The 19,549-nt window shown below is 68.8% G+C and carries 17 protein-coding genes; 10 read left to right on the forward strand and 7 right to left on the reverse strand.

All coding sequences use genetic code 11. The annotated features are described in order from the left end of the window. Positions 1–67 precede the first annotated feature (67 nt). Entirely contained in the window at positions 68–1,351 is a 1,284-nt protein-coding gene (locus Q0599_RS23715) for an Hsp70 family protein (RefSeq protein WP_298835160.1), read from the forward strand. Between the two features lie 277 nt (positions 1,352–1,628). On the opposite strand, the gene Q0599_RS23720 is transcribed toward Q0599_RS23715, so the two are convergent. From Q0599_RS23720 to Q0599_RS23745, 6 genes are all read right to left on the reverse strand, one after another. Continuing rightward, positions 1,629–2,063 carry a MaoC family dehydratase gene (locus Q0599_RS23720; protein WP_298835162.1) on the reverse strand — a complete coding sequence of 145 codons (435 nt, stop codon included), beginning with the start codon at positions 2,061–2,063 and terminating at the stop codon, positions 1,629–1,631. A 10-nt stretch (positions 2,064–2,073) separates the two neighbouring features. Beyond that, a complete protein-coding gene (locus Q0599_RS23725) occupies positions 2,074–3,603 on the reverse strand; it encodes a 3-hydroxyacyl-CoA dehydrogenase (protein WP_298835163.1) in 1,530 nt (509 codons plus the stop codon). Between the two features lie 2 nt (positions 3,604–3,605). Continuing rightward, on the reverse strand, positions 3,606–4,889 hold the full coding sequence (gene boxA / locus Q0599_RS23730) for a benzoyl-CoA 2,3-epoxidase subunit BoxA (protein ID WP_298835164.1): 1,284 nt from the start codon (positions 4,887–4,889) through the stop codon (positions 3,606–3,608). 66 nt (positions 4,890–4,955) lie between these two features. Then, positions 4,956–6,383, reverse strand: coding sequence for a benzoyl-CoA 2,3-epoxidase subunit BoxB (gene boxB, locus Q0599_RS23735; protein WP_298835165.1), 1,428 nt, complete (start codon positions 6,381–6,383; stop codon positions 4,956–4,958). A 113-nt stretch (positions 6,384–6,496) separates the two neighbouring features. Next, positions 6,497–8,152, reverse strand: a complete 1,656-nt coding sequence (boxC, locus tag Q0599_RS23740; protein ID WP_298835166.1) for a 2,3-epoxybenzoyl-CoA dihydrolase — start codon at positions 8,150–8,152, stop codon at positions 6,497–6,499. A gap of 129 nt (positions 8,153–8,281) precedes the next feature. Next, a complete protein-coding gene (locus Q0599_RS23745) occupies positions 8,282–9,232 on the reverse strand; it encodes a helix-turn-helix transcriptional regulator (protein WP_298835167.1) in 951 nt (316 codons plus the stop codon). Between the two features lie 89 nt (positions 9,233–9,321). On the opposite strand from Q0599_RS23745, the gene Q0599_RS23750 reads away from it, so the two are divergent. The 9 genes from Q0599_RS23750 (at position 9,322) to Q0599_RS23790 (ending at position 18,351) form a co-directional block, all read left to right on the forward strand. Then, positions 9,322–9,786 (forward strand): DUF4863 family protein, encoded by a 465-nt coding sequence (locus Q0599_RS23750; protein WP_298835168.1) that lies wholly within the window; start codon positions 9,322–9,324, stop codon positions 9,784–9,786. 6 nt (positions 9,787–9,792) lie between these two features. Then, complete coding sequence (locus Q0599_RS23755) at positions 9,793–11,349, forward strand: 3,4-dehydroadipyl-CoA semialdehyde dehydrogenase (protein ID WP_298835169.1); 1,557 nt, start codon at positions 9,793–9,795, stop codon at positions 11,347–11,349. A gap of 16 nt (positions 11,350–11,365) precedes the next feature. Then, entirely contained in the window at positions 11,366–12,958 is a 1,593-nt protein-coding gene (locus tag Q0599_RS23760) for a benzoate-CoA ligase family protein (RefSeq protein WP_298835170.1), read from the forward strand. After that, the gene (locus tag Q0599_RS23765; protein ID WP_298835171.1) at positions 12,955–13,770 is read left to right on the forward strand and encodes an alpha/beta hydrolase; all 816 of its coding nucleotides are present in this window, start codon (positions 12,955–12,957) and stop codon (positions 13,768–13,770) included. The genes Q0599_RS23760 and Q0599_RS23765 overlap by 4 nt, the downstream gene beginning before the upstream one ends. Continuing rightward, positions 13,767–14,924, forward strand: a complete 1,158-nt coding sequence (locus Q0599_RS23770) for an ABC transporter substrate-binding protein (RefSeq protein WP_298835172.1) — start codon at positions 13,767–13,769, stop codon at positions 14,922–14,924. The genes Q0599_RS23765 and Q0599_RS23770 overlap by 4 nt, the downstream gene beginning before the upstream one ends. Before the next feature lie 72 nt (positions 14,925–14,996). Next, a complete protein-coding gene (locus tag Q0599_RS23775; RefSeq protein WP_298835173.1) occupies positions 14,997–15,878 on the forward strand; it encodes a branched-chain amino acid ABC transporter permease in 882 nt (293 codons plus the stop codon). A 2-nt stretch (positions 15,879–15,880) separates the two neighbouring features. Then, positions 15,881–16,891 carry a branched-chain amino acid ABC transporter permease gene (locus tag Q0599_RS23780; RefSeq protein WP_298835174.1) on the forward strand — a complete coding sequence of 337 codons (1,011 nt, stop codon included), beginning with the start codon at positions 15,881–15,883 and terminating at the stop codon, positions 16,889–16,891. Continuing rightward, positions 16,881–17,636 (forward strand): ABC transporter ATP-binding protein, encoded by a 756-nt coding sequence (locus Q0599_RS23785; protein ID WP_298835175.1) that lies wholly within the window; start codon positions 16,881–16,883, stop codon positions 17,634–17,636. Before Q0599_RS23780 ends, Q0599_RS23785 begins: the two co-directional genes overlap by 11 nt. Position 17,637: 1 nt before the next feature. After that, the gene (locus Q0599_RS23790; RefSeq protein WP_298835176.1) at positions 17,638–18,351 is read left to right on the forward strand and encodes an ABC transporter ATP-binding protein; all 714 of its coding nucleotides are present in this window, start codon (positions 17,638–17,640) and stop codon (positions 18,349–18,351) included. Positions 18,352–18,421: 70 nt separating this feature from the next. On the opposite strand, the gene Q0599_RS23795 is transcribed toward Q0599_RS23790, so the two are convergent. Further along, complete coding sequence (locus tag Q0599_RS23795) at positions 18,422–19,258, reverse strand: class I SAM-dependent methyltransferase (protein ID WP_298835177.1); 837 nt, start codon at positions 19,256–19,258, stop codon at positions 18,422–18,424. Positions 19,259–19,549 lie beyond the last annotated feature (291 nt).

Raw genomic sequence — 19,549 nt, forward strand, 5'->3', positions numbered from 1 at the left:
CCTGCATTGTGCCGGCTGGCTCACGGGGCCCCTACAATCGCGCCCCCTCGCGCCCGACACCGCCGCCATGTACTGCGCCATCGACTTCGGCACCTCCAACTCCGCCGTCGCCGTGCCCGACGCGGCGCTCGGCATGCGCCTGGTCGAACTGGAGCCCGGCCACACGACCATGCCGACGGCGGTCTTCTATTTTGTCGAAGGCTCCGAGCACGACGGCCCGCCGCGTGCCTTCGGCCGCGCCGCGGTGGCCGCCTATGTCGACGGGCTGGACGGGCGGCTGATGCGGTCGATGAAGAGCATCCTCGGCAGCAGCCTGATCGAGCAGACCACCGACGTCGGTGGCGGGCGCGGTGCGAAGTACCTCGACGTCGTCGCCGGCTACCTGCGCCACCTGAAGCGCTGCGCGGAACGCGACGCCGGCGCGGCGATCGACCGCGCGGTGCTCGGCCGGCCGGTGTTCTTCGTCGACGACGACCCGGCGCGCGACGCGCAGGCTCAGGCGGCGCTGGAGAACGCGGCGCGCCAGGTCGGCTTCGCCGACATCCACTTCCAGTACGAGCCGATCGCCGCCGCCTTCGACTACGAGCGGGGCGTCGAGTCCGAGCAGGTCGTGCTGGTGGCCGACATCGGCGGCGGCACCTCGGACTTCTCCATCGTGCGTGTCGGCCCGCAGCATGCGGGCAAGCTCGAGCGCAAGGACGACATCCTCGCCAGCCACGGCGTGCACATCGCCGGCACCGACTTCGACCGCCGCATCGAGCTGGCGGCCATCCTGCCGGAGTTCGGCTACGGCGCCTACGGACGCAGCATCGACGGCGCCGCGCCGCGCGAGGTGCCCAGCGGCATCTACTTCGACCTCGCCAGCTGGCATCTCATCAACACCGTCTACAACCCGGCGCGCGTGGCCGAATTGCGCGCCATGCGCGGCTTCTACGCCGACCCGCGCCACCACGAGCGGCTGATGACGGTGCTCACCGAGCGGCTGGGACACGAGCTGGCGGCGCGCGCGGAAGGCGCGAAGATCGCCGTGTCGGAAGGCGGGCGCACGGTCATCGACCTGTCGCACGTCGAGCGTGGCCTGGCCGTCGAGCTGACCGAGCCGCAGGCCATGGCCGCGCTCGATGCCGACATCGGGCGCATCGTCGCCGCAGCCCAGGAGACGGTTCGGCTCGCCGGCCTCGCGCGCCGGGCGATCGATGCGCTCTACTTCACCGGTGGATCGACCGGCCTGCGCCTGCTGGCGCAACGCATCGCGGCGGCCTTTCCGGACGCGCGAGTCGTCCGTGGCGACCGCTTCGCCAGCGTCGCCAGCGGGCTCGCGGTGTTCGCGCAGCGCTGGTACGGACGCTAGTCAGCGTCGCCGAACAGCTCGAAAGACTGCTGGCAAGGCAACTGTTCGGTCGGGACGAGGGGCGAATCTGCTGCGCCGTTTCAGGCAGCTGCACGGCAGCGCTGGCGCCTCGACCACTGCAGCATGCGCATCTGCGGCTAGCGGCACTGCCATCGCAAGGAGTGAGTCTGCCCCCTGCTTCCTGTCGAACTGCACCCTCCAGGGCGACCCCCAGGACGTGCCGCAGCGGCGCGGCGTCAAGCAGCTGGTCGGGGGCACCGCCGCGTATGGATCGCGCTCAGCTGAGGTCGAACAGGCTGGTGGCCTCCAGATCCAGCACCTCGGTGGCGTGCTGGTTGAAGAGCTGCCAGCGCCAGCGCAGGATGCCCAGCGCGGTGCGCCCCTTCGAAAGGCGCGCCTCGACGACGGTGGCGCGCATCGTGAGGCGGTCGCCCGGTCGCACCGGATGGGGCCACTTCACGTAGGCCAGGCCGGGCGAGGCGAACGACTCGCTGCCGGCGAGTGCCGCGTCGGCCACCAGCCGCATCGCGATGCCGCAGGTGTGCCAGCCGCTGGCGATCAGACCCTCGAAGCGCCCAGCCTTCGCGGCCCGCGCATCGGTGTGGAACCACTGCGGGTCGTACTGCGTGGCGAAGCGGACGATCTCCTCCTCGCTGACCGCATAGGGCCCGGCCTCGATCACCTGGCCGGGCTGGAACTCGGCGAACTTCATGATCCGGCGATCAGTGGTGCGCGCGCCGGCGCAGCCAGGGGCTGAGGCGGTAGCGCTCGCCGCGGTACTCGGCGTCGAGCGCGTCGACCACGCCAGCGACTCCGTCGACGCTCCAATGCGCCAGCCATTCGAAGGGGCCGGCCGGGTAGTTGACGCCGAGCTTCATCGCCGCGTCCGCGCCGCTGCAGTCGCACACGCCCTGCAGCACCGCGTCGGCGGCTTCGTTGATGAGCATAGCGATGGTGCGCGCCACCACCAGGCCGGGCGAATCGGCCAGCGGCAGCGGCGTGAAGCCGAGCGCGGCCAGCCAGGCGCCGGCCTGAGTGCGCCAGGCGGTGTGCGCGCCCGGCGCGACGGCGTAGGCGAGCGCCGTGCCGGGCGCGATCGGCTGCAGCAGCGGCCGGTCGAACACCGCCACGTCGGCCGCGCCGATGTCGCGTGCGAGCTGCTGCGCGCTGCGGCCGTCGGTGAGCACGAGGCGTGCGCCGTCGACGGACAGGCCGATCCAGTCGCTCGCCAGGTCGCGCGCCGGGCCCCAGCCCTGCGGCGCCAGCGCCGCGATGGCGGCGTGCTCGAGGTGGTCGGCGATGGGCCCGATGCCGTGCACGGTGACCTGCTGTGCCGTCGCCGGCGCCTCGTGCACCGCCACCGGCAGCGGTGGCACGCCGGCCGCGCCGCCTTCGTAGGCGTAGAAGCCGCGCCCGCTCTTGCGGCCCAGCAGTCCGCCGGCGACCATCTCGCGCTGCACCAGCGAGGGCACGTAGCGCTTGTCGTAGAAGGTGGCTTCGTAGACCGAGCCGGTGACGGCGAAGTTGGTGTCGTGGCCGATCAGGTCCATCAGCTCGCACGGCCCCATGCGGAAGCCGGCAGCCTTCAGGCAGGCGTCGAGCACCTGTGGCGTGGCCGCCTGCTCCTGCAGCAGCGCCAGCGTCTCCGCGTAGTACGGACGCGCGATGCGGTTGACGATGAATCCCGGCGTGCTCTTCGCGTGCACCGGCACCTTGCTCCAGTGCCGGCTCAGCTCGAAGATGGCCGCCGCCACCTGGGGCGAGGTCTGCAGCCCGCTCACCACCTCGACCAGCTTCATCAGCGGCACCGGGTTGAAGAAGTGCATGCCGACCAGACGCGCCGGATGCCTCAGGCCGTTGGCGATGGCGGTGACGCTGATCGACGAGGTGTTGGTGGCGAGCACGGCCTCGGGGGCGAGCAGGGCCTCGAGCTCGCGGAACAGCGCGCGCTTGGCGTCGAGGTTCTCGACGATCGCCTCGACGACGAGGCTGGCCTCGCGCGCCTCGGCCAGCGCACCGATGGGCGCCATGCGCTCGAGCGCGGCGCGGGCCGCGTCGGCGCTCAGCCTGCCCTTGTCGACCAACGACTTCAGCGTGGCGGAGAGCTTGTCGAGCGCCTGCAGCGCCGCGCCCTCGCGCATGTCGAACAGTTGCACCCTGTGGCCGGCCAGCGCGGCCACCTGCGCGATGCCGGCGCCCATGATGCCGGCGCCCACCACCAGCACGGGCGCGCCGCGAAGATCGATCGTCATGCTCAGTAGGTCTCCAGGTGCAGTCGCCCTTCGCGCTTGAGCGCCGCGCCGACCGTGTCCCAGTCAAGGCCGGCGCCGCGCGCGATGTCGCGCAGCGTGGCCACCACGCCCTCCTCCATCGATTTCAGGCCGCAGACGTAGAAATAGGCGTTCGGGTCCGCCAGCAGCGCGGCGAGGTCGGCGTTGCGCTCGGCCATGGCGTGCTGCACGTAGCGCTTCGGTTGCCCCGGCGTGCGGCTGAAGGCGAAGTTGATGTCGATGAAGTCCTTGGGCAGGTTCTGCAGCGGGCCGAAGTAAGGCAGCTCCTCCTTGGTGCGCGCGCCGAAGAACAGCATCAGCTTGCCGCCCTCGAACTTGCCCGATTGGCGCAGCCGTCGGCGCCATTCGGTCATTGCCCGCATCGGCGCGCTGCCGGTGCCGGTGCAGATCATCACGATGTGGCTCTTCGGATGATTCGGCATCAGGAAGGTGCTGCCGAACGGGCCGATCACCTGGACCTTGTCGCCGACCTTCAGGTCGCACATGTAGTTGCTCGCCACGCCGCGCACCGGTTGGCCCTGGTGGTCTTCCAGCACGCGCTTGATGGTCAGCGAGACGTTGTTGTAGCCCGGGCGCTCGCCGTTGCGCGGGCTGGCGATGCTGTACTGGCGCGCATGGTGCGGTCGGCCGCCGGCGTCGGTGCCCGGGGGCACGATGCCGATGCTCTGCCCTTCGAGCACCGGGAAGGGCATGGCGCCGAAGTCGAGCACGATGTGGTGGGTGTCGTACTCCGTGCCCACCTCGGTGACGCGCACGTTGCCGACCACCGTGGCGGTGACGCTCTTTTCCGCCGCCTTCGGGCCGTAGAGGTTCGTGTAGGCGTGCGCTGCCGACCACGGCGGCAGCGTGGCGTTGTACTGCGCGCTGTTGAAGGCCTGTTCGCTGCCCGGCGTGGCGCTCGCCGCGGCCGACGGCGTGGCGGGCACGGGCGCAGGCAGCGTGTCGGCGGTGACGCCGGCCTCGGCGAGCTGCTCGGGCGTCAGCTCGGCGGGAAGCTCGTCCCAACCCAGCTGCTCGGTGACGCTGTAGGCCTTCACGCGCGGCACGGTGCGCCAGTTGTCGATGCTGCCGGTCGGGCAGGGCGGGATGCAGTCCATGCAGAGGTTGCACTTCTCCGCATCGACCACGTAATTGCGCGAGTCGTGCGTGATCGCCTGCACCGGGCAGGTGGCCTCGCAGGTGTTGCAGCGGATGCAGATCTCCGGGTCGATCAGGTGCTGCTTGATGACACTGACGGCCATGTCCATCGCCTTGTCTCCTCTGGACACGAGGGGCCCGCAGGCCCCTCGCGACTGCCTCGATGATGCGCGAAATCAGTTGAAGCGCACGTACTCGAAATCGACGGGTTGACGGTTGATGCCCATCACCGGTGGCGCGATCCAGTTGGCGAATCGGCCCGGCTCGACGACGCGGCCCATCAGGCTGGCCACGAAGGCGCGGTCCTCGTCGCTGGGCAGCCACTGCTCGACGTTGGCGTTCCATTCGTGGTCGTGGATGTGGCGGCCATCCGGGCTCACCTTCACCCCGGCCAGCGCGCCGATGTTGCGGTGGAAGGCCTTGTGCGGCACCTTCAGGCGGAACGGGATGCCGGCCTTCTCGATCACCTTGTTCCAGCGCTCCACGCCGGCCCTGGAGTCGGTGATGTAGTCGTCGCGCAGCACCTCGTTGAGCGCGTTGAGCATCGGCACCTCCTTCTCGACGAGCATGCCGTTGCTGACCTCCAGCACCTTGTAGGTCTGGCCCTTGAGCAGGTGGTCGTCGTTGCGCTTGCCTTCCTCGAAGCGGCCCTTCAGGCCGGTCGAGTAGAAGATCGCCGCGTTGCTCGACTGGTCGGCACCGAACAGGTCGATCGTCACGCTGAAGTGGAAGTTCAGGTAGCGCTGGATGGTCGGCAGGTCGATCACGCCGGCGGCGCGCAGCCTGGCCGGGTCGTCGGTCTTCAGCTCGTTCATCGCCTGGCAGGTGCGCTGGATGACGCGCGACACGCCGGACTCGCCCACGAACATGTGGTGGGCTTCCTCGGTGAGCATGAACTTGGTCGTGCGGGCCAGCGGGTCGAAGCTCGACTCGGCCAGCGCGCACAGCTGGAACTTGCCGTCCCGGTCGGTGAAGTAGGTGAACATGAAGAACGACAGCCAGTCCGGCGTCTCTTCGTTGAACGCCTGCAGGATGCGCGGGTTGTCCTGGTTGCCGCTGCGGCGCTCGAGCAGCGCCTCGCCCTCCTCGCGCCCGTCGCGCCCGAAGTACTTGTGCAGCAGGTAGACCATCGCCCACAGGTGACGGCCTTCCTCGACGTTCACCTGGAACAGGTTGCGCAGGTCGTACTGGCTCGGGCAGGTCAGTCCGAGGTGGCGCTGCTGCTCCACCGAGGCGGGCTCGGTGTCACCCTGGGTGACGATGATGCGACGCAGGTTGGCGCGGTACTCTCCAGGCACGTCCTGCCAGGCGTCCTCGCCCTTGTGGTCGCCGAAGTGGATCTTGCGATCCTTCTCGGCCGGGTTGAGGAAGATGCCCCAGCGGTAGTCCGGCATCTTCACGTGGCCGAACTGCGCCCAGCCCTGCGGGTCGACGCTGATCGCCGTGCGCAGGTAGACGTCGAAGTTCTGCGAGCCGTCCGGACCCATGTCGCCCCACCACTGCAGGTAGTTCGGCTGCCACTGCTCGAGCGCACGCTGCAGCGTGCGGTCCTCGCTCAGGTTGACGTTGTTGGGGATCTTCTCGCTGTAGTTGATGGTGCTCATCTGTCGCTCCGGTGCATGTGTCGTTCAAGCAGGCGCCGTGGATTCGGCTTTGCCGGGCCATTGGCGTCGCCCCCTCGAGGGGGAGCGGCGTCAGCCGCTCCGGGGGGTGGTCGTCAAACTCTGTTCCAGTCGAAGGCGGCCTTGTCGCCCTTGCCGTACACCTTCAAGGCACCCTTCTCGCCGACGGCGTTGGGGCGCTGGAAGATCCAGTTCTGCCAGGCGGTCAGTCGGCCGAAGACGCGGGTGAACATGTTCTCGGGGCCGTTGAAGCGCAGGTTGGCTTCCATGCCGGTCAGCGCGTCGGGGCTCATCGACACACGCTCCTCGATGGCGATGCGCGTTTCGTCGGCCCAGTCGATGTCGTCCGGATTGCTGGTCACGAGGCCGAGCTTGAAGGCGGCGTCGGCGTCCAGCGCCCGGCCAGCCTGCGCGCGGACGGCGTCGAGCGCGGGCGCCTCTTCGTAGAAGCGGCGCTGCAGGCGGCTCTGGCCGGTGATCATCGGGTAGAAGCCGAAGTTGGCCTCGCCCGCCGTGATCTTCGGTGTCTTCGCCTCGTCGTCGGGCAGCATCAGCATGTAGCTGCGGTCGCAGGCCAAGGCCAGCTCGAGGAAGCTGCCGGCGAAGCAGGAGCCCGGCTCGATCAGCGCGTACAGGCTGCGCGACGAGAGATCCAGCCGGCTGAGCGTGCGGCGCAGGTAGCCGATGGTCTCGCGCACCAGCCAGTGATCCTGATGCGCGGCGAGCGTGGCGTCCATGGCCAGCACCGCCTGGGCGTCGCCTTCGGTCTTCACCAGCCACAGGCCGATGTCGAGCTCGTTGGTGCGCATCTCGAGGATGGCGTCCTCCAGCTGGCGGGCCAGCTGAAGCGGGTACCAGTCGGAGCCCGCGGCTTCGATGCCGGCGACGTCGCTCGGCTGCGTCCCGGTCGGCGCCTTGACGGTGAAGACGGCGGTGCGCTTGGCGCGGTCGATCTCGACCGTCACGCTCGGGTAGCGCAGCGCGTTGGCCTCGATCGTGCGCTGCAGCGGCGTGAGCGTCACACCCTTGCCGTGGGTGGGACGGTGGCTCTGCTTGGCGAGCTCCAGCGCACGCTCCTGCACCTTGGCGGCGAACACCGCCGGCTTGGCGATGTCGTCCACCAGGCGCCAGTCCTTGGCCTTCTGGCCGCGCACGCCTTCGGTGGTGGTGCAGAAGATGTCGGCCAGGTCGTGGCGGACCTTGCGCTTGTCGGTCACGCGGGTCAGGCCGCCGGTGCCGGGCAGCACGCCCAGCAGCGGCACCTCGGGCAGGCTGACCGCGCTGCTGCGGTCGTCCACCAGTACGATCTCGTCGCAGGCCAGTGCCAGCTCGTAGCCGCCGCCGGCGCAGGCGCCGTTGACCGCAGCGAGGAACTTCAGGCCGCTGTGCCTGGAGGAGTCTTCCAGGCCGTTGCGCGTCTCGTTGGTGAACTTGCAGAAGTTCACCTTCCAGGCGTGGCTGGAGACGCCGAGCATGAAGATGTTGGCGCCGGAGCAGAACACCTTCTCCTTGGCGCTCGTCACCACCACCGTGCGCACCTCCGGGTGCTCGAAGCGGATGCGGTTGACGGCGTCGTTCAGCTCGATGTCGACGCCGAGGTCGTAGCTGTTCAGCTTCAGCTTGTAGCCGGGGCGCAGGCCGCCGTTCTCGTCGAAGTCGGCGGCCAGCGTCGCCACGGGGCCCTCGAACTTCAGTTTCCAGTGCTTGTACTGGTTGGGGTGGGTCTGGTAGTCGACGCGGTCAGTGCTCATGGGGTGTCTCCCGGTCAGGATGCAAGGGGCTGCTGGTGTTCGTGCAGTGAATGATGAGCAGCATAGTGCATGAACTTTCGACCGTCAAGCAAAAGATGCAATTTTCTGCATGCCTTCGCTGAACCATGATCAGGCGGGCAGTTGCAGCGCCTCGCGCACCAGAGCGCGCAGCGCCACAAAGGTGGGTTCCAGCGCCTGCGAGCTGGTGTCGAGACGGAACTCGGCCTTCGAATAGAAGGCGGCGCGGCCGGCCAGGATGGATTTCAGGTCCTCCATGGCCTCTCGGCTGGCTGCCATGGGACGGGTATCGCCTTGAGCAAGCACTCGCTTCATGTGATCCTCCGCATCGGCCTGCAGCCAGACGGTGGTGCAATGGGCGAGCAGCAGGTTGAAGTTGGCCGGATCGGAGACGATGCCGCCCGGTGTGGCGATCACCGCCTCGGGGTAGATCTGGATCGCCTCCTCCAGTGCGCGGCGCTCGTAGCGTCGGTACGCGTTCTGGCCGTAAAGGGCCTGGATCTCGCTGATGCTGCAGCCGGCGAATTTCTCGATCTCGCGACTCAGTTCGACGAAGGTAAAGCCGAGGTCTTCCGCGAGCATGGCGCCCAGCGTGGACTTGCCCGCGCCTCGCAGGCCGATCAGTGCCACCTGCTGGCTGCGCGCGCGACCGCCGCTGGCGTTGGCGCCGCCCGTGCCGAGCATCTCGCCGACCATCACGCGCACCCGGTGCAGCGTGGCCTCATCGCGGTTCTCGAGCAGCTCCCGAAGCATCAGCCATTCGGGTGAGCTGGTGGTCACATCTCCGAGAAGCTCGGCCAGGGAGCACTGGAGCGCGCGCGCAACATCGAGCAGCACGAGGATGGAGGCGTTGCCCACGCCGTATTCGAGATTGGCCAGGTGGCGTTCGGAGACATCCGCCGCGAGCGCCAGCGCCTTGCGCGTCATGCCGCGGCGCGAGCGCAGGGCACGGGCGCGCTCGCCCAGCGCCACCAGGAACGGGTTCTTCGCCTCGTCTGCCCCCTCCAGGACCTCGGCTTCGCCCTGGGGATTCCCCGAAGCTTGCAATATAGTGCTTGACATGGTTCAGTCTGGCCCCTAAAGTGCCTTCAAGCACAATACTGCATCCCCTGGGGCAAGGCAAGGTGGATGTGGGTTCTGGAGAGCTCAGCATGACCCCCGACAAATTCCGTGCGCAGATCGCCGGGCTGACCGCGCAGCTCGCCGGCCAGACCCTCGACGCCGAACTCGACGCCTGGCTGAATCGCGAGCATGGTGCCGGCAGCGCCACCTTCGCCGAGCTCAAGGCCAGCTGCGAAGCAGGCGTCGCCGATGGCTGGCTGTGCAACCGCGAAGGCGGCGGCATCAAGTACGGCCGCATCTTCAAGCCGGCCGACGACCTGCAGGGCTTCTCGGTGGACGTGGTCGACATGCAGGACATCGCCGGCCCGCACCATGTGCATCCGAACGGCGAGATCGACTTGGTGCTGCCGATCGAAGGCGACGCGCGCTTCGATGGCCGTCCCGCCGGCTGGGTGGTGATGCCGCCCGGCAGCGCGCACCGCCCCACCGTGAGCCAGGGTCGCGCCCTGGTGCTCTACCTGCTGCCGCAAGGCGCGATCGAGTTCACTAAGTAGACAGAGATGAGCGAACTGCTGAAGAACTACCTGGGCGGCCGCTGGATCGCCGGCGCGGGAGCCGGCGTGGCGCTGTTCGACCCGGTGCTGGGCGACGAGCTTGCCCGTGTCGACGCCACCGGCCTGGACCTGCGCGCCGGGTTCGCCTTCGCCCGCGAAGCAGGCGGTGGCGCGCTGCGCGCCATGAGCTACCGCGAGCGGGCCGCGATGCTGGCCGCCGCGGTGAAGGTGCTGCAAGGCAAACGGGACGACTACTACGCCATCGCCACCGCCAACAGCGGCACGGTGAAGAACGACTCGGCGGTGGACATCGACGGCGGCATCTACACGCTGTCGACCTACGCGAAGCTGGGCGAATCGCTCGGCGAGCGCCACTTCCTGGCCGACGGTGAATCGGCGCGCCTGGGCAAGGAGCCGCTGTTCCAGAGCCGCCACGTGATGGTGCCGACGCGTGGCCTCGCGCTCTTCATCAACGCCTTCAACTTCCCGAGCTGGGGCCTGTGGGAGAAGGCGGCGCCGGCGCTGCTGTCCGGTGTGCCGGTGGTCATCAAGCCGGCCACTGCGACGGCCTGGCTGACCCAGCGCATGGTGCACGACGTGGTCGAGGCCGGCGTGCTGCCCGCCGGCGCGCTGTCGGTGGTGTGCGGCAGCTCGGCAGGCCTGATGGATGCGCTCGACCCCTTCGACGTCGTCTCCTTCACGGGCTCGGCCGACACGGCCGCGCTGATCCGTTCGCATGCCGCGGTGACGCAGCGCTCGGTGCGCGTCAACATCGAGGCCGACAGTGTCAACAGCGCCCTCCTGCTGCCGGGGGACGTGCCGGGCAGCGAGGCCTTCGAGCTGCTGGCCAAGGAGGTGGCCCGCGAGATGACGCAGAAGTCCGGCCAGAAATGCACGGCGATCCGCCGGATCTTCGTGCCCGAGACTCTGTACGCGCAGGCCGCCGAGGCGATCGCAGGGCGGCTGGCCAAGACCACGGTCGGCAACCCGCGCAACGAGGCGGTGCGCATGGGCGCGCTGGTCAGCCGCGCGCAACTCAACGCCGTGCGCGAGGGGCTGGCCCATCTGCAGGCGCAGGCCGAGACCCTGCATGACGGCAGCAAGCATGCGCTGGTCGACGCCGATCCGGCGGTGGCCTGCTGTGTCGGCCCGACGCTGCTGGGCACGCGCGATGCCGCCGGCAGCGACACCGGCGACCACATCCACGACACCGAGGTGTTCGGCCCCGTGGCGACCCTTGTGCCCTACCGCAACCGGGCCCATGCGCTGCAGCTGATCGGCCGCGGCCAAGGTTCGCTGGTGGCCTCGCTGTACGGCAGTGACCCCCAAGCCCTCGCCGAAGCTGCGATCGAGCTGGCGCCGCTGCACGGCCGCGTGCACGTCGTCAGCCCCGACGTCGCCGCGCTGCACACCGGACACGGCAACGTGATGCCGCAATCGCTGCACGGCGGCCCCGGCCGCGCGGGTGGCGGCGAGGAACTCGGCGGATTGCGCGCCTTGAACTTCTACCATCGCCGCGCCGCCATCCAGGCGAGCACGGCGACGCTGAACCATCTGGCCTGAGCCGGAGGAGACAACCATGACCCAGACCGACACCGCCAACGTTCCCGCGCCGCCGGAATCCTTCAACTTCGCGCAGCACCTGCTCGGCCAAAACGCCGCGCGCGCGAGCAAGGCCGCCTTCATCGACGACGCCGGTACCCTCACCTACGGCGAGCTGGCAGAGCGTGTGAGGCGCATCGCCGCCGGCCTGCGCTCGCTCGGACTCAAGAGAGAGGAGCGTGTGCTGCTGCTGATGCAGGACGGCACCGACTGGCCGGTGAGCTTCCTCGGCGCAATGTACGCCGGCGTGGTGCCGGTGGCGGTCAACACCCTGCTCACCGCGGACGACTACGCCTACATGCTGGAGCACAGCCGAGCCCAGGCCGTGCTGGTGTCGGGCGCGCTGTTGCCGGCGCTGACCAGCGCGCTGATCAAGTCGGACCACGAAGTGCAGAAGGTCATCGTGTCGCGCCCGGTGGCGCCGCTGCACCCGGCCGAGGTCGAATTCGAGGCCTTCATCGCCGCGCAGACGCCGATGGCCAAGCCCGCCAGAACCGGTCCCGACGACCCGGGCTTCTGGTTGTATTCCTCCGGATCCACCGGACGCCCCAAGGGCACGGTGCACTCGCACGCCAATCCGTACTGGACCTCGGAGCTGTATGGCAAGGCGATCCTCGGATTGACCGACAAGGACGTGTGCTTTTCCGCCGCCAAGCTGTTCTTCGCCTACGGCCTGGGCAATGCGCTGACCTTCCCGATGAGCGTGGGGGCTACGACGATCCTGATGGGCGAGCGCCCGACGCCCGATGCCACCTTCCGGCGCTGGACCGGCGGTGTCGGCGGCACGAAGCCGACCGTGTTCTACGGTGCGCCCACCGGCTTCGCCGGCATGCTGGCTTCGCCGAACCTGCCGAAGCGGAGCGAGGTCGAACTGCGCCTCGTCTCTTCGGCCGGCGAGGCCCTGCCGGCCGAACTCGGCGAGCGCTTCAAGGCGCATTTCGGCGTCGACATCGTCGACGGCATCGGCTCCACCGAGATGCTGCACATCTTCATCTCGAACCGGCCCGACAAGGTGCGCTACGGCACCACCGGCTGGCCGGTGCCGGGTTACGAGATCGAGCTGCGCGGCGACGATGGCCAACCCGTGCCCGACGGCGAGCCGGGCGACCTCTACATCCACGGCCCCTCGGCGGCGATGATGTACTGGGGCAACCGCGCCAAGACGCGCGAGACCTTCCAGGGCGGCTGGACGAAGAGCGGCGACAAGTACATCCGCAACGCCGACGGCAGCTACACCTACGGCGGACGCAGCGACGACATGCTCAAGGTCAGCGGCATCTACGTCTCGCCCTTCGAGGTCGAGGCGACGCTGGTGCAGCACCCGGCCGTGCTGGAGGCCGCGGTGATCGGCGTGCCCGATGCGGAGGGGCTCACCAAGACCAAGGCCTTCGTCGTGCTCAAGTCCGGCGCCAGCGCGACCGACGCGGAACTGAAGGCCTTCGTGAAGGACAAGCTCGCGCCCTACAAGTACCCGCGGCAGATCGCCTTCGTGGCGGACCTGCCGAAGACGGCCACCGGGAAAATCCAGCGCTTCAAGCTGCGTGAGCAGGAAAAGGGCGCGGGACAGTGACTCCATCGTTCGTCGAGATCGAGTGGCGCGGCAAGCGCGTGCGCATCGAGCACGCGTTCATCGCGCCGCAGCGCAAGACGGCCCCGCTGGTCGTGTTCCTGCACGAGGGGCTGGGCTCGCTGGCCATGTGGCGCGACTTTCCGAGCGCGCTGTGCGACGCGGCGGGGGTGCGCGGCCTGGTCTACTCGCGCCCCGGCTACGGTCGCTCGACACCGCGCGCGCCACAGGAGGCCTGGGACCTCGACTTCATGCACCGCCAAGCGCACGAGGTGCTGCCCGCGCTGCTGCAGACCCTGGACATCGACACCGTCCACGACAAGCCCTGGCTGTTCGGCCACAGCGACGGCGGCTCGATCACCCTGCTCTACGCCGCGAAACTGCGCGAGGCGATTGCCGGCGCGATCGTGCTGGCGCCGCACATCCTGGTCGAGGATCTGTCTGTCGACAGCATCGCCAAGGCGAAGACCGCCTACGAAACCACCGATCTCAGGCAGCGCCTGGCGAAGTACCACGACGACCCCGACTCGGCTTTCTGGGGCTGGAACAGCATCTGGCTGCATCCGCCGTTCAAGCAGTGGTCGATCGAGGAGGAGATCCGCACCATCACCTGCCCGCTGCTGGCGGTGCAGGGCCTGGACGACGAGTACGGCACGCTGGAGCAGGTCCGCGGCATTGCACGGCGCGTGCCGCAGGCGCAGTTGCTCGAACTGCCGCAGTGCGGCCACTCGCCGCACAAGGACCAGCCACAGGCGCTGATCGAGGCCGCCAACCGATTCATTCGCTCGCACACCACCGGAGACAAGACGCCATGAAGCTGAAGACCATCGCCCTCGCCGCTGCGCTCGTCGCGGCCGCCGCCACCGCCCAGGCCCAGGGTGCCAAGCTCAAGGTCGGCCTGATGCTGCCGGCCACCGGCACCTTCGCGGCGCTGGGCACGGCCATCGAGAACGGCTTCCGGTTGTACGTGGAGGAGCAGGGCGGCAAGCTCGGCGGCCGCGAGATCGAATACGTCAAGGTCGACGACGAGAGCGATCCGGCCAAGGCCACCGACAACGTCAACAAGCTGATCAAGCGCGACAACGTCGACGTGCTGGTCGGCACGGTGCACTCGGGCGTGGCGATGGCGATGGCCAAGGTCGCCAAGGACACCGGCACGCTGCTGCTGGTGCCCAACGCCGGCGCCGATGCGGTGACCGGCCCGATGTGCGCGCCGAACATCTTCCGCTCCAGCTTCAGCAACTGGCAGCCGGGCTATGCGATGGGCGAGGTGATGGCCAAGAAGGGCCACAAGAACGTCGTCACCATCACCTGGAAGTACGCTGCCGGCGACGAGTCGGTCAGGGGCTTCAAGGAGGCCTTCGAGAAGGCTGGCGGCAAGGTGGTCAAGGAACTGAACCTGCCCTTCCCGAACGTGGAGTTCCAGGCGCTGCTGACCGAGATCGCCGCCAGCAAGCCCGACGCGGTCTACACCTTCTTCGCCGGCGGCGGCGCGGTGAAGTTCGTCAAGGACTACGCCGCCGCCGGCCTGAAGAAGAACATCCCGCTGTACGGTGCCGGCTTCCTCACCGACGGCACGCTGGAGGCGCAGGGCGCCGACGCCGACGGGTTGCTCACCACGCTGCATTACAGCGACAGCCTGAACACGCCGCGCGACAACGCCTTCCGCCTGGCCTACGCGAAGGCCTACAAGCTGCAGCCCGACGTGTATGCGGTGCAGGGCTACGATGCGGCGCAGATGCTCGGCATCGGCCTGGCGGCGGTGAAGGGCGACGTGAGCAAGAAGGCCGAGTTCGCCGCGGCGGTGGAGAAGGCCAAGATCGACAGCCCGCGCGGCGCCTTCAGCGTCTCCAAGGCGCACAACCCGGTGCAGGACATCTACCTGCGCCAGGTCAGCGGCAAGGAGAACAAGCTGGTCGGCGTGGCTTCGAAGTCTCTCGCCGACCCCGCCCGCGGCTGCAGGATGTAAGGCCGCTCCGGCACTCCCGATTCAACCGACCAACGGCCGCCGGAAGGGCGGCCGCAGGGGAAGGCTTCGCCCATGGATCTCGCCACGTTCCTCATCCAGTGCCTGAACTCGCTGCAGTACGGGCTGCTGCTGTTCCTCGTGGCCAGCGGCCTGACGCTGATCTTCGGGATCATGGGCGTCATCAACCTGGCGCACGGCAGTTTCTACATGATCGGCGCCTACATGGCCTTCGCGCTGGCGCCGGTGGTCGCGGCCACCTTCGGTGGCGGCTTCTTCGCCGTGTTGGTGGTCGGCACCGTGCTCGCGGTGCTGCTGGGCTACGTGCTGGAGTGGGCCTTCTTCAGCTTCCTCTACGAACGCGAGCACCTGCAGCAGGTGCTGATGACCTACGGGCTGATCCTCGTCTTCGAGGAGCTGCGCAGCCTGCTGGTGGGCGACGACGTGCACGGCGTGCAGCCGCCCGAGATCCTCGCCGGCACGCTGCCGCTCGGCGAGATGATGACCTACCCGGTCTATCGCCTGTTCGTCAGCGGCGTGTGCCTGGCGCTGGCCATCGGCATGTGGTTCGTGTTCACGCGCACGCGGCTGGGCATGATGATCCGCGCCGGCAGCACCAACCGAGAGATGGTGCAGAGCCTGGGCATCGACATCAAGTTCCTCTACCGCGTGGTGTTCGCCGCAGGCGTGGCGATCGCGGTGCTTGCCGGGATGGTGGCCGCGCCGGTGTCCAGCGTCTACCCGGGCATGGGCAACACCGTGCTGATCATCTGCTTCGTGGTGGTGGTGATCGGCGGCATCGGCTCGATCCGCGGCGCGCTGCTGGCAGCCCTGCTGATCGGCGCGGTCGACACCTTCGGCAAGGTGCTGCTGCCGCAGGCCGCCGGTGTGCTGGTCTACGTGCTGATGGCGCTGATCCTGCTGTGGAAGCCCGACGGACTCTTCAAGGCGGCCTGACGATGAACGGGATCGATCGCTCCAAGGCCGGCTTCGTCGCCGCCTGCTTCCTCGCCCTCGCGCTGCTGCCGATGCTGGCCGGCAGCTACGGCGTGGACCTGGTCACCAAGATCATGGTCTACGCGATCTTCGCGCTGAGCCTGGAACTGCTCGTCGGCGCCACCGGGCTGGTGTGCTTCGGGCAAGCCGCCTTCTTCGGCATCGGGGCCTATGCGGCCGTGCTGCTGTCGCCGCAGAGCGAGGCGGCCGGCCTGGGGTGGCTGCTGCCGGTGAGCGTCGTCGCGGCGGCGCTCTACGCGCTGGCGGTGGGTGCGCTCAGCCTGCGCACCAAGGGCGTGTACTTCATCATGGTCACGCTGGCCTTCGCGCAGATGGCCTACTACGTGGTGCATGACACACCGCTGGGCGGCGGCACCGACGGCATCTACCTCTACGTCAAGCCGGTGCTGGGCTCGCTGGTCGACCTCGACGGTGCGCTCACGCTGTACTTCTTCACGCTCGCCTGCCTGGTCGCGGTGTTCGCCTTCCTCGCCGTGCTGCTGCGCTCGCGCTTCGGCCGGGCGCTGGCCGGCATCCGCGTCAACGAGCAGCGCATGCGCGCCACCGGCTTCTCCACCTACCCGTACAAGCTGGCGGCCTTCACGATCTCCGGCGGCGTCGCCGGCCTGGCCGGCTTCCTGTTCGCGGTGAAGGACGGCTTCGTGAACCCCGAGCTGATGAGCTGGCACCTGAGTGGCGCGGTGCTGATCATGATCATCCTCGGCGGCATCGGCCACCTGCGCGGCGCGCTGATCGGCGCCTTCGCCTTCGCGCTGCTGCAGGAGTTCTTCAAGAGCGAGGCGATCTTCGCTGGCTTCGCCAAGCACTGGCACCTGGGCCTGGGCCTGACCATCATCGCCAGCGTGGCACTGCTGCCGCGCGGGCTGGTGGGGATGCCGGGCCAGTGGCGCGAGCGGCTGGTGGGCCGCAGCCGCCCGGCCGTCACCGGGAAGGAGGCGCTGAATGAAGCCTGAAGCGAACGGCGTGCTCTTGCGCGGCCGGGACATCACCCGCCGCTGGGGCGGCCTGGTGGCGGTGGACCGCGTCTCGATCGAGCTCGAGCGCGGCAGCGTGCACGCGGTGATCGGCACCAACGGCGCCGGAAAGTCCACGCTGATCAACATCCTCTCCGGCGAGATCCCGCCTTCGGGCGGCAGTGTCGAGCTGCTCGGCCAGGACGTGACGCGCTGGACACAACCCAAGCGCGCGAGAGCGGGCCTCGGCCGCAGCTACCAGCGCAACACCATCTACCCGAGCTTCACCGTCTTCGAGAACTGCCGCCTCGCCGCGCAGGCGCGCACGCAGAAGCCGTGGGCCTGGTGGCAGGACGCACAGCGCTGCGCGGCCAGTACCGCCGCCGCGCGCCTGGCGGCGACGAAGGCCGGGCTCGACGCACTGCTCGAGCGCCCGGCCGGCCTGCTCAGCCACGGGCAGAAGCGCCAGCTCGAGATCGCCATGTGCCTGGCCACCGCACCCGAGGTGCTGCTGCTGGACGAGCCGCTGGCCGGCATGGGTGCCGAGGAGACCGAGCGCATGCTGGCGCTGCTGGCCGAGCTGCGCGCCGACCACGCCATCCTGCTCGTCGAGCACGACATGGATGCGGTGTTCCGCATCGCCGACCGCATCACGGTGATGGTCAACGGCTGCGTGATCGCCTCCGACACGCCCGATGCGATCCGCACCAACCCGCAGGTGCAGTCGGCCTACCTCGGACATTGAGATGAACCACGACTACCTCGTCGAAGCGCGCGGCCTGCACGCGTGGTACGGCTCCAGCCACGTGCTGCACGGCATCGACCTCACGATCGCGCGTGGCCAGACGCTCGGCCTGCTGGGCCGCAACGGCATGGGCAAGAGCACGCTGATCCGCACGCTGCTCGGCCACGTGGCGCAGCGCGAAGGGCAGATCGCCTTCTTCGGGCAGGATGCCTCGAAGGCGAAACCGCACCAGGTGGCGCGCCTGGGCGTGGCCTACGTGCCCGAGGGCCGCGGCGTGTTCGGCAACCTGACGGTGCGCGAGAACCTGGTGATGGCTGCGCGGCCCGGCCGCGATGGCCGCGCAGACTGGAGCTACGAGCGCGTGCTCGAGACCTTCCCGCGGCTGAAGGAGCGGCTCACGAACCTCGGCGCGCAGCTCTCTGGGGGCGAGCAGCAGATGCTGTCGATCGGCCGCGCGCTGATGACGCACCCGGAGCTGATCATCCTCGACGAGGCCACGGAAGGCCTGGCGCCGCTGATCGTGGCCGACATCTGGCGCGTCATCGGCGAGATCCGCGCCAGCGGCATCGCCACGCTGATCGTCGACCGCGACTACCGCCGTGTGCTCGCGCGCAGCGACCGCGCGCTGGTGCTGCAGAAGGGCCAGGTGGTGCTGGAGGGCGAGAGCGAGACGGTGGCGGCGAGCCCGGCGCTGGCGGGCTACCTCGGCGTCTGATCCGGCGCAGCGAACATCGCGGGCGAAGAACGGGCCTGTTCGTGGCGTCCGTTCCCGGCCAGGAGCGGACCTATCGAAATGCCGGCTTGCGCCCTGCGCAAACCTTGAAGGCCATCGGCAAGCTGAGCCCGTCTTCGGCCAGGTACTGATTCGCATGGCGGATGAACGCAGCCTGGATTCGCGCACGAGTCTCCGGAAGCTGTGCGCAGATCAGGGCAGAGTTGCGAGCCATGCAGCCCAGCGAGCCCGACCAGAGCGCCTGGGCATCGGGCAGGCGCCACTCGAAGGTGTGCGACGCAACGCCGACATCTCGAAGTCCGGCGGATTCGAGCAGGCCACGGAAGGCGTCATCCTCTGAGTACCTGAACAGCGGCGGCCCCGCCGGAAGATCCGGCGGCGCCACGGGGTTGATCTCTTCCAGCGCCGCCATTAGCACGCCATGCAAGCGATTGCGTGCCGGAAGATCCCACCAGGCGAGTGCGCAGATACGACCGTCGCGCAATACACGGGCGCACTCGGCCACCGCGACTGGCGGGTCGGGAAAGTGGCCGATGCCGAACGCGCACACCACCGCATCGAACGCGCCATCGTCAAAGAGCATCGAGTCGACGCTCGCTTCGCGAAACGTGCAGCCGGGGTTGAGCCTGGCGGCAAGCTCGATCATGCGTGGGGAGAGATCCACGCCGGTAACGATTGCGCCAAGCAGCGCGGCGTGCCTCGCGATCACGCCGGAACCGCATGCCGCATCGAGAACCTGCGTGCGCGCGCCGACGTTGGCCTTGGTCAGAAGCGGACCTGCGGCTCGCTCGGTGACCGGCGCAAAGAAGGCATGGTAGGTGCTCGCGAGCCGGTCATGGGCGCTGCGCTCGAAGTCGCGGAACGCATTCCGATCGATGTCGTCCGACATGCCACACCCCCTTGCGTCGGATCCATGCGCAGACGTGGACCCAACATTTGGGACCGTGAACAGATGCCCGCAGGAGATGCTCGATGCTTGCCGCCTTGGGCGGGCAGCTACGTCTCGTCGACCCGAAACAGGTTGCGGCGTGGGTCAATTCTTGTCAAGGCGACCATCCCGCTCGAAAGGTCAAGCAGTGCCTCACCCAATGGTGAAAACGGCGGCCTCGAGGCGACGACTTCAATGCGCCCGATGTCTCGGACGGGTCGGGAACTGCCGATCTCCCGTGCGACCCCGAGC

The organism is uncultured Piscinibacter sp. (assembly GCF_937952055.1).
Taxonomy (GTDB): domain Bacteria; phylum Pseudomonadota; class Gammaproteobacteria; order Burkholderiales; family Burkholderiaceae_C; genus Piscinibacter.

What these genes read in the sequence shown, in the direction of transcription:
- Q0599_RS23760 (WP_298835170.1), top strand. Translation starts at nt 11,366, where the DNA reads ATGACCCAGACCGACACCGCCAACGTTCCCGCGCCGCCGGAATCCTTC.
- boxA (WP_298835164.1), bottom strand. Translation starts at nt 4,889, where the DNA reads ATGGACATGGCCGTCAGTGTCATCAAGCAGCACCTGATCGACCCGGAG.
- Q0599_RS23750 (WP_298835168.1), top strand. Translation starts at nt 9,322, where the DNA reads ATGACCCCCGACAAATTCCGTGCGCAGATCGCCGGGCTGACCGCGCAG.
- Q0599_RS23725 (WP_298835163.1), bottom strand. Translation starts at nt 3,603, where the DNA reads ATGACGATCGATCTTCGCGGCGCGCCCGTGCTGGTGGTGGGCGCCGGC.
- Q0599_RS23795 (WP_298835177.1), bottom strand. Translation starts at nt 19,258, where the DNA reads ATGTCGGACGACATCGATCGGAATGCGTTCCGCGACTTCGAGCGCAGC.
- boxB (WP_298835165.1), bottom strand. Translation starts at nt 6,383, where the DNA reads ATGAGCACCATCAACTACAGCGAGAAGATCCCCAACAACGTCAACCTG.
- Q0599_RS23790 (WP_298835176.1), top strand. Translation starts at nt 17,638, where the DNA reads ATGAACCACGACTACCTCGTCGAAGCGCGCGGCCTGCACGCGTGGTAC.
- boxC (WP_298835166.1), bottom strand. Translation starts at nt 8,152, where the DNA reads ATGAGCACTGACCGCGTCGACTACCAGACCCACCCCAACCAGTACAAG.
- Q0599_RS23775 (WP_298835173.1), top strand. Translation starts at nt 14,997, where the DNA reads ATGGATCTCGCCACGTTCCTCATCCAGTGCCTGAACTCGCTGCAGTAC.
- Q0599_RS23720 (WP_298835162.1), bottom strand. Translation starts at nt 2,063, where the DNA reads ATGAAGTTCGCCGAGTTCCAGCCCGGCCAGGTGATCGAGGCCGGGCCC.
- Q0599_RS23780 (WP_298835174.1), top strand. Translation starts at nt 15,881, where the DNA reads ATGAACGGGATCGATCGCTCCAAGGCCGGCTTCGTCGCCGCCTGCTTC.
- Q0599_RS23745 (WP_298835167.1), bottom strand. Translation starts at nt 9,232, where the DNA reads ATGTCAAGCACTATATTGCAAGCTTCGGGGAATCCCCAGGGCGAAGCC.
- Q0599_RS23715 (WP_298835160.1), top strand. Translation starts at nt 68, where the DNA reads ATGTACTGCGCCATCGACTTCGGCACCTCCAACTCCGCCGTCGCCGTG.
- Q0599_RS23785 (WP_298835175.1), top strand. Translation starts at nt 16,881, where the DNA reads ATGAAGCCTGAAGCGAACGGCGTGCTCTTGCGCGGCCGGGACATCACC.
- Q0599_RS23770 (WP_298835172.1), top strand. Translation starts at nt 13,767, where the DNA reads ATGAAGCTGAAGACCATCGCCCTCGCCGCTGCGCTCGTCGCGGCCGCC.
- Q0599_RS23755 (WP_298835169.1), top strand. Translation starts at nt 9,793, where the DNA reads ATGAGCGAACTGCTGAAGAACTACCTGGGCGGCCGCTGGATCGCCGGC.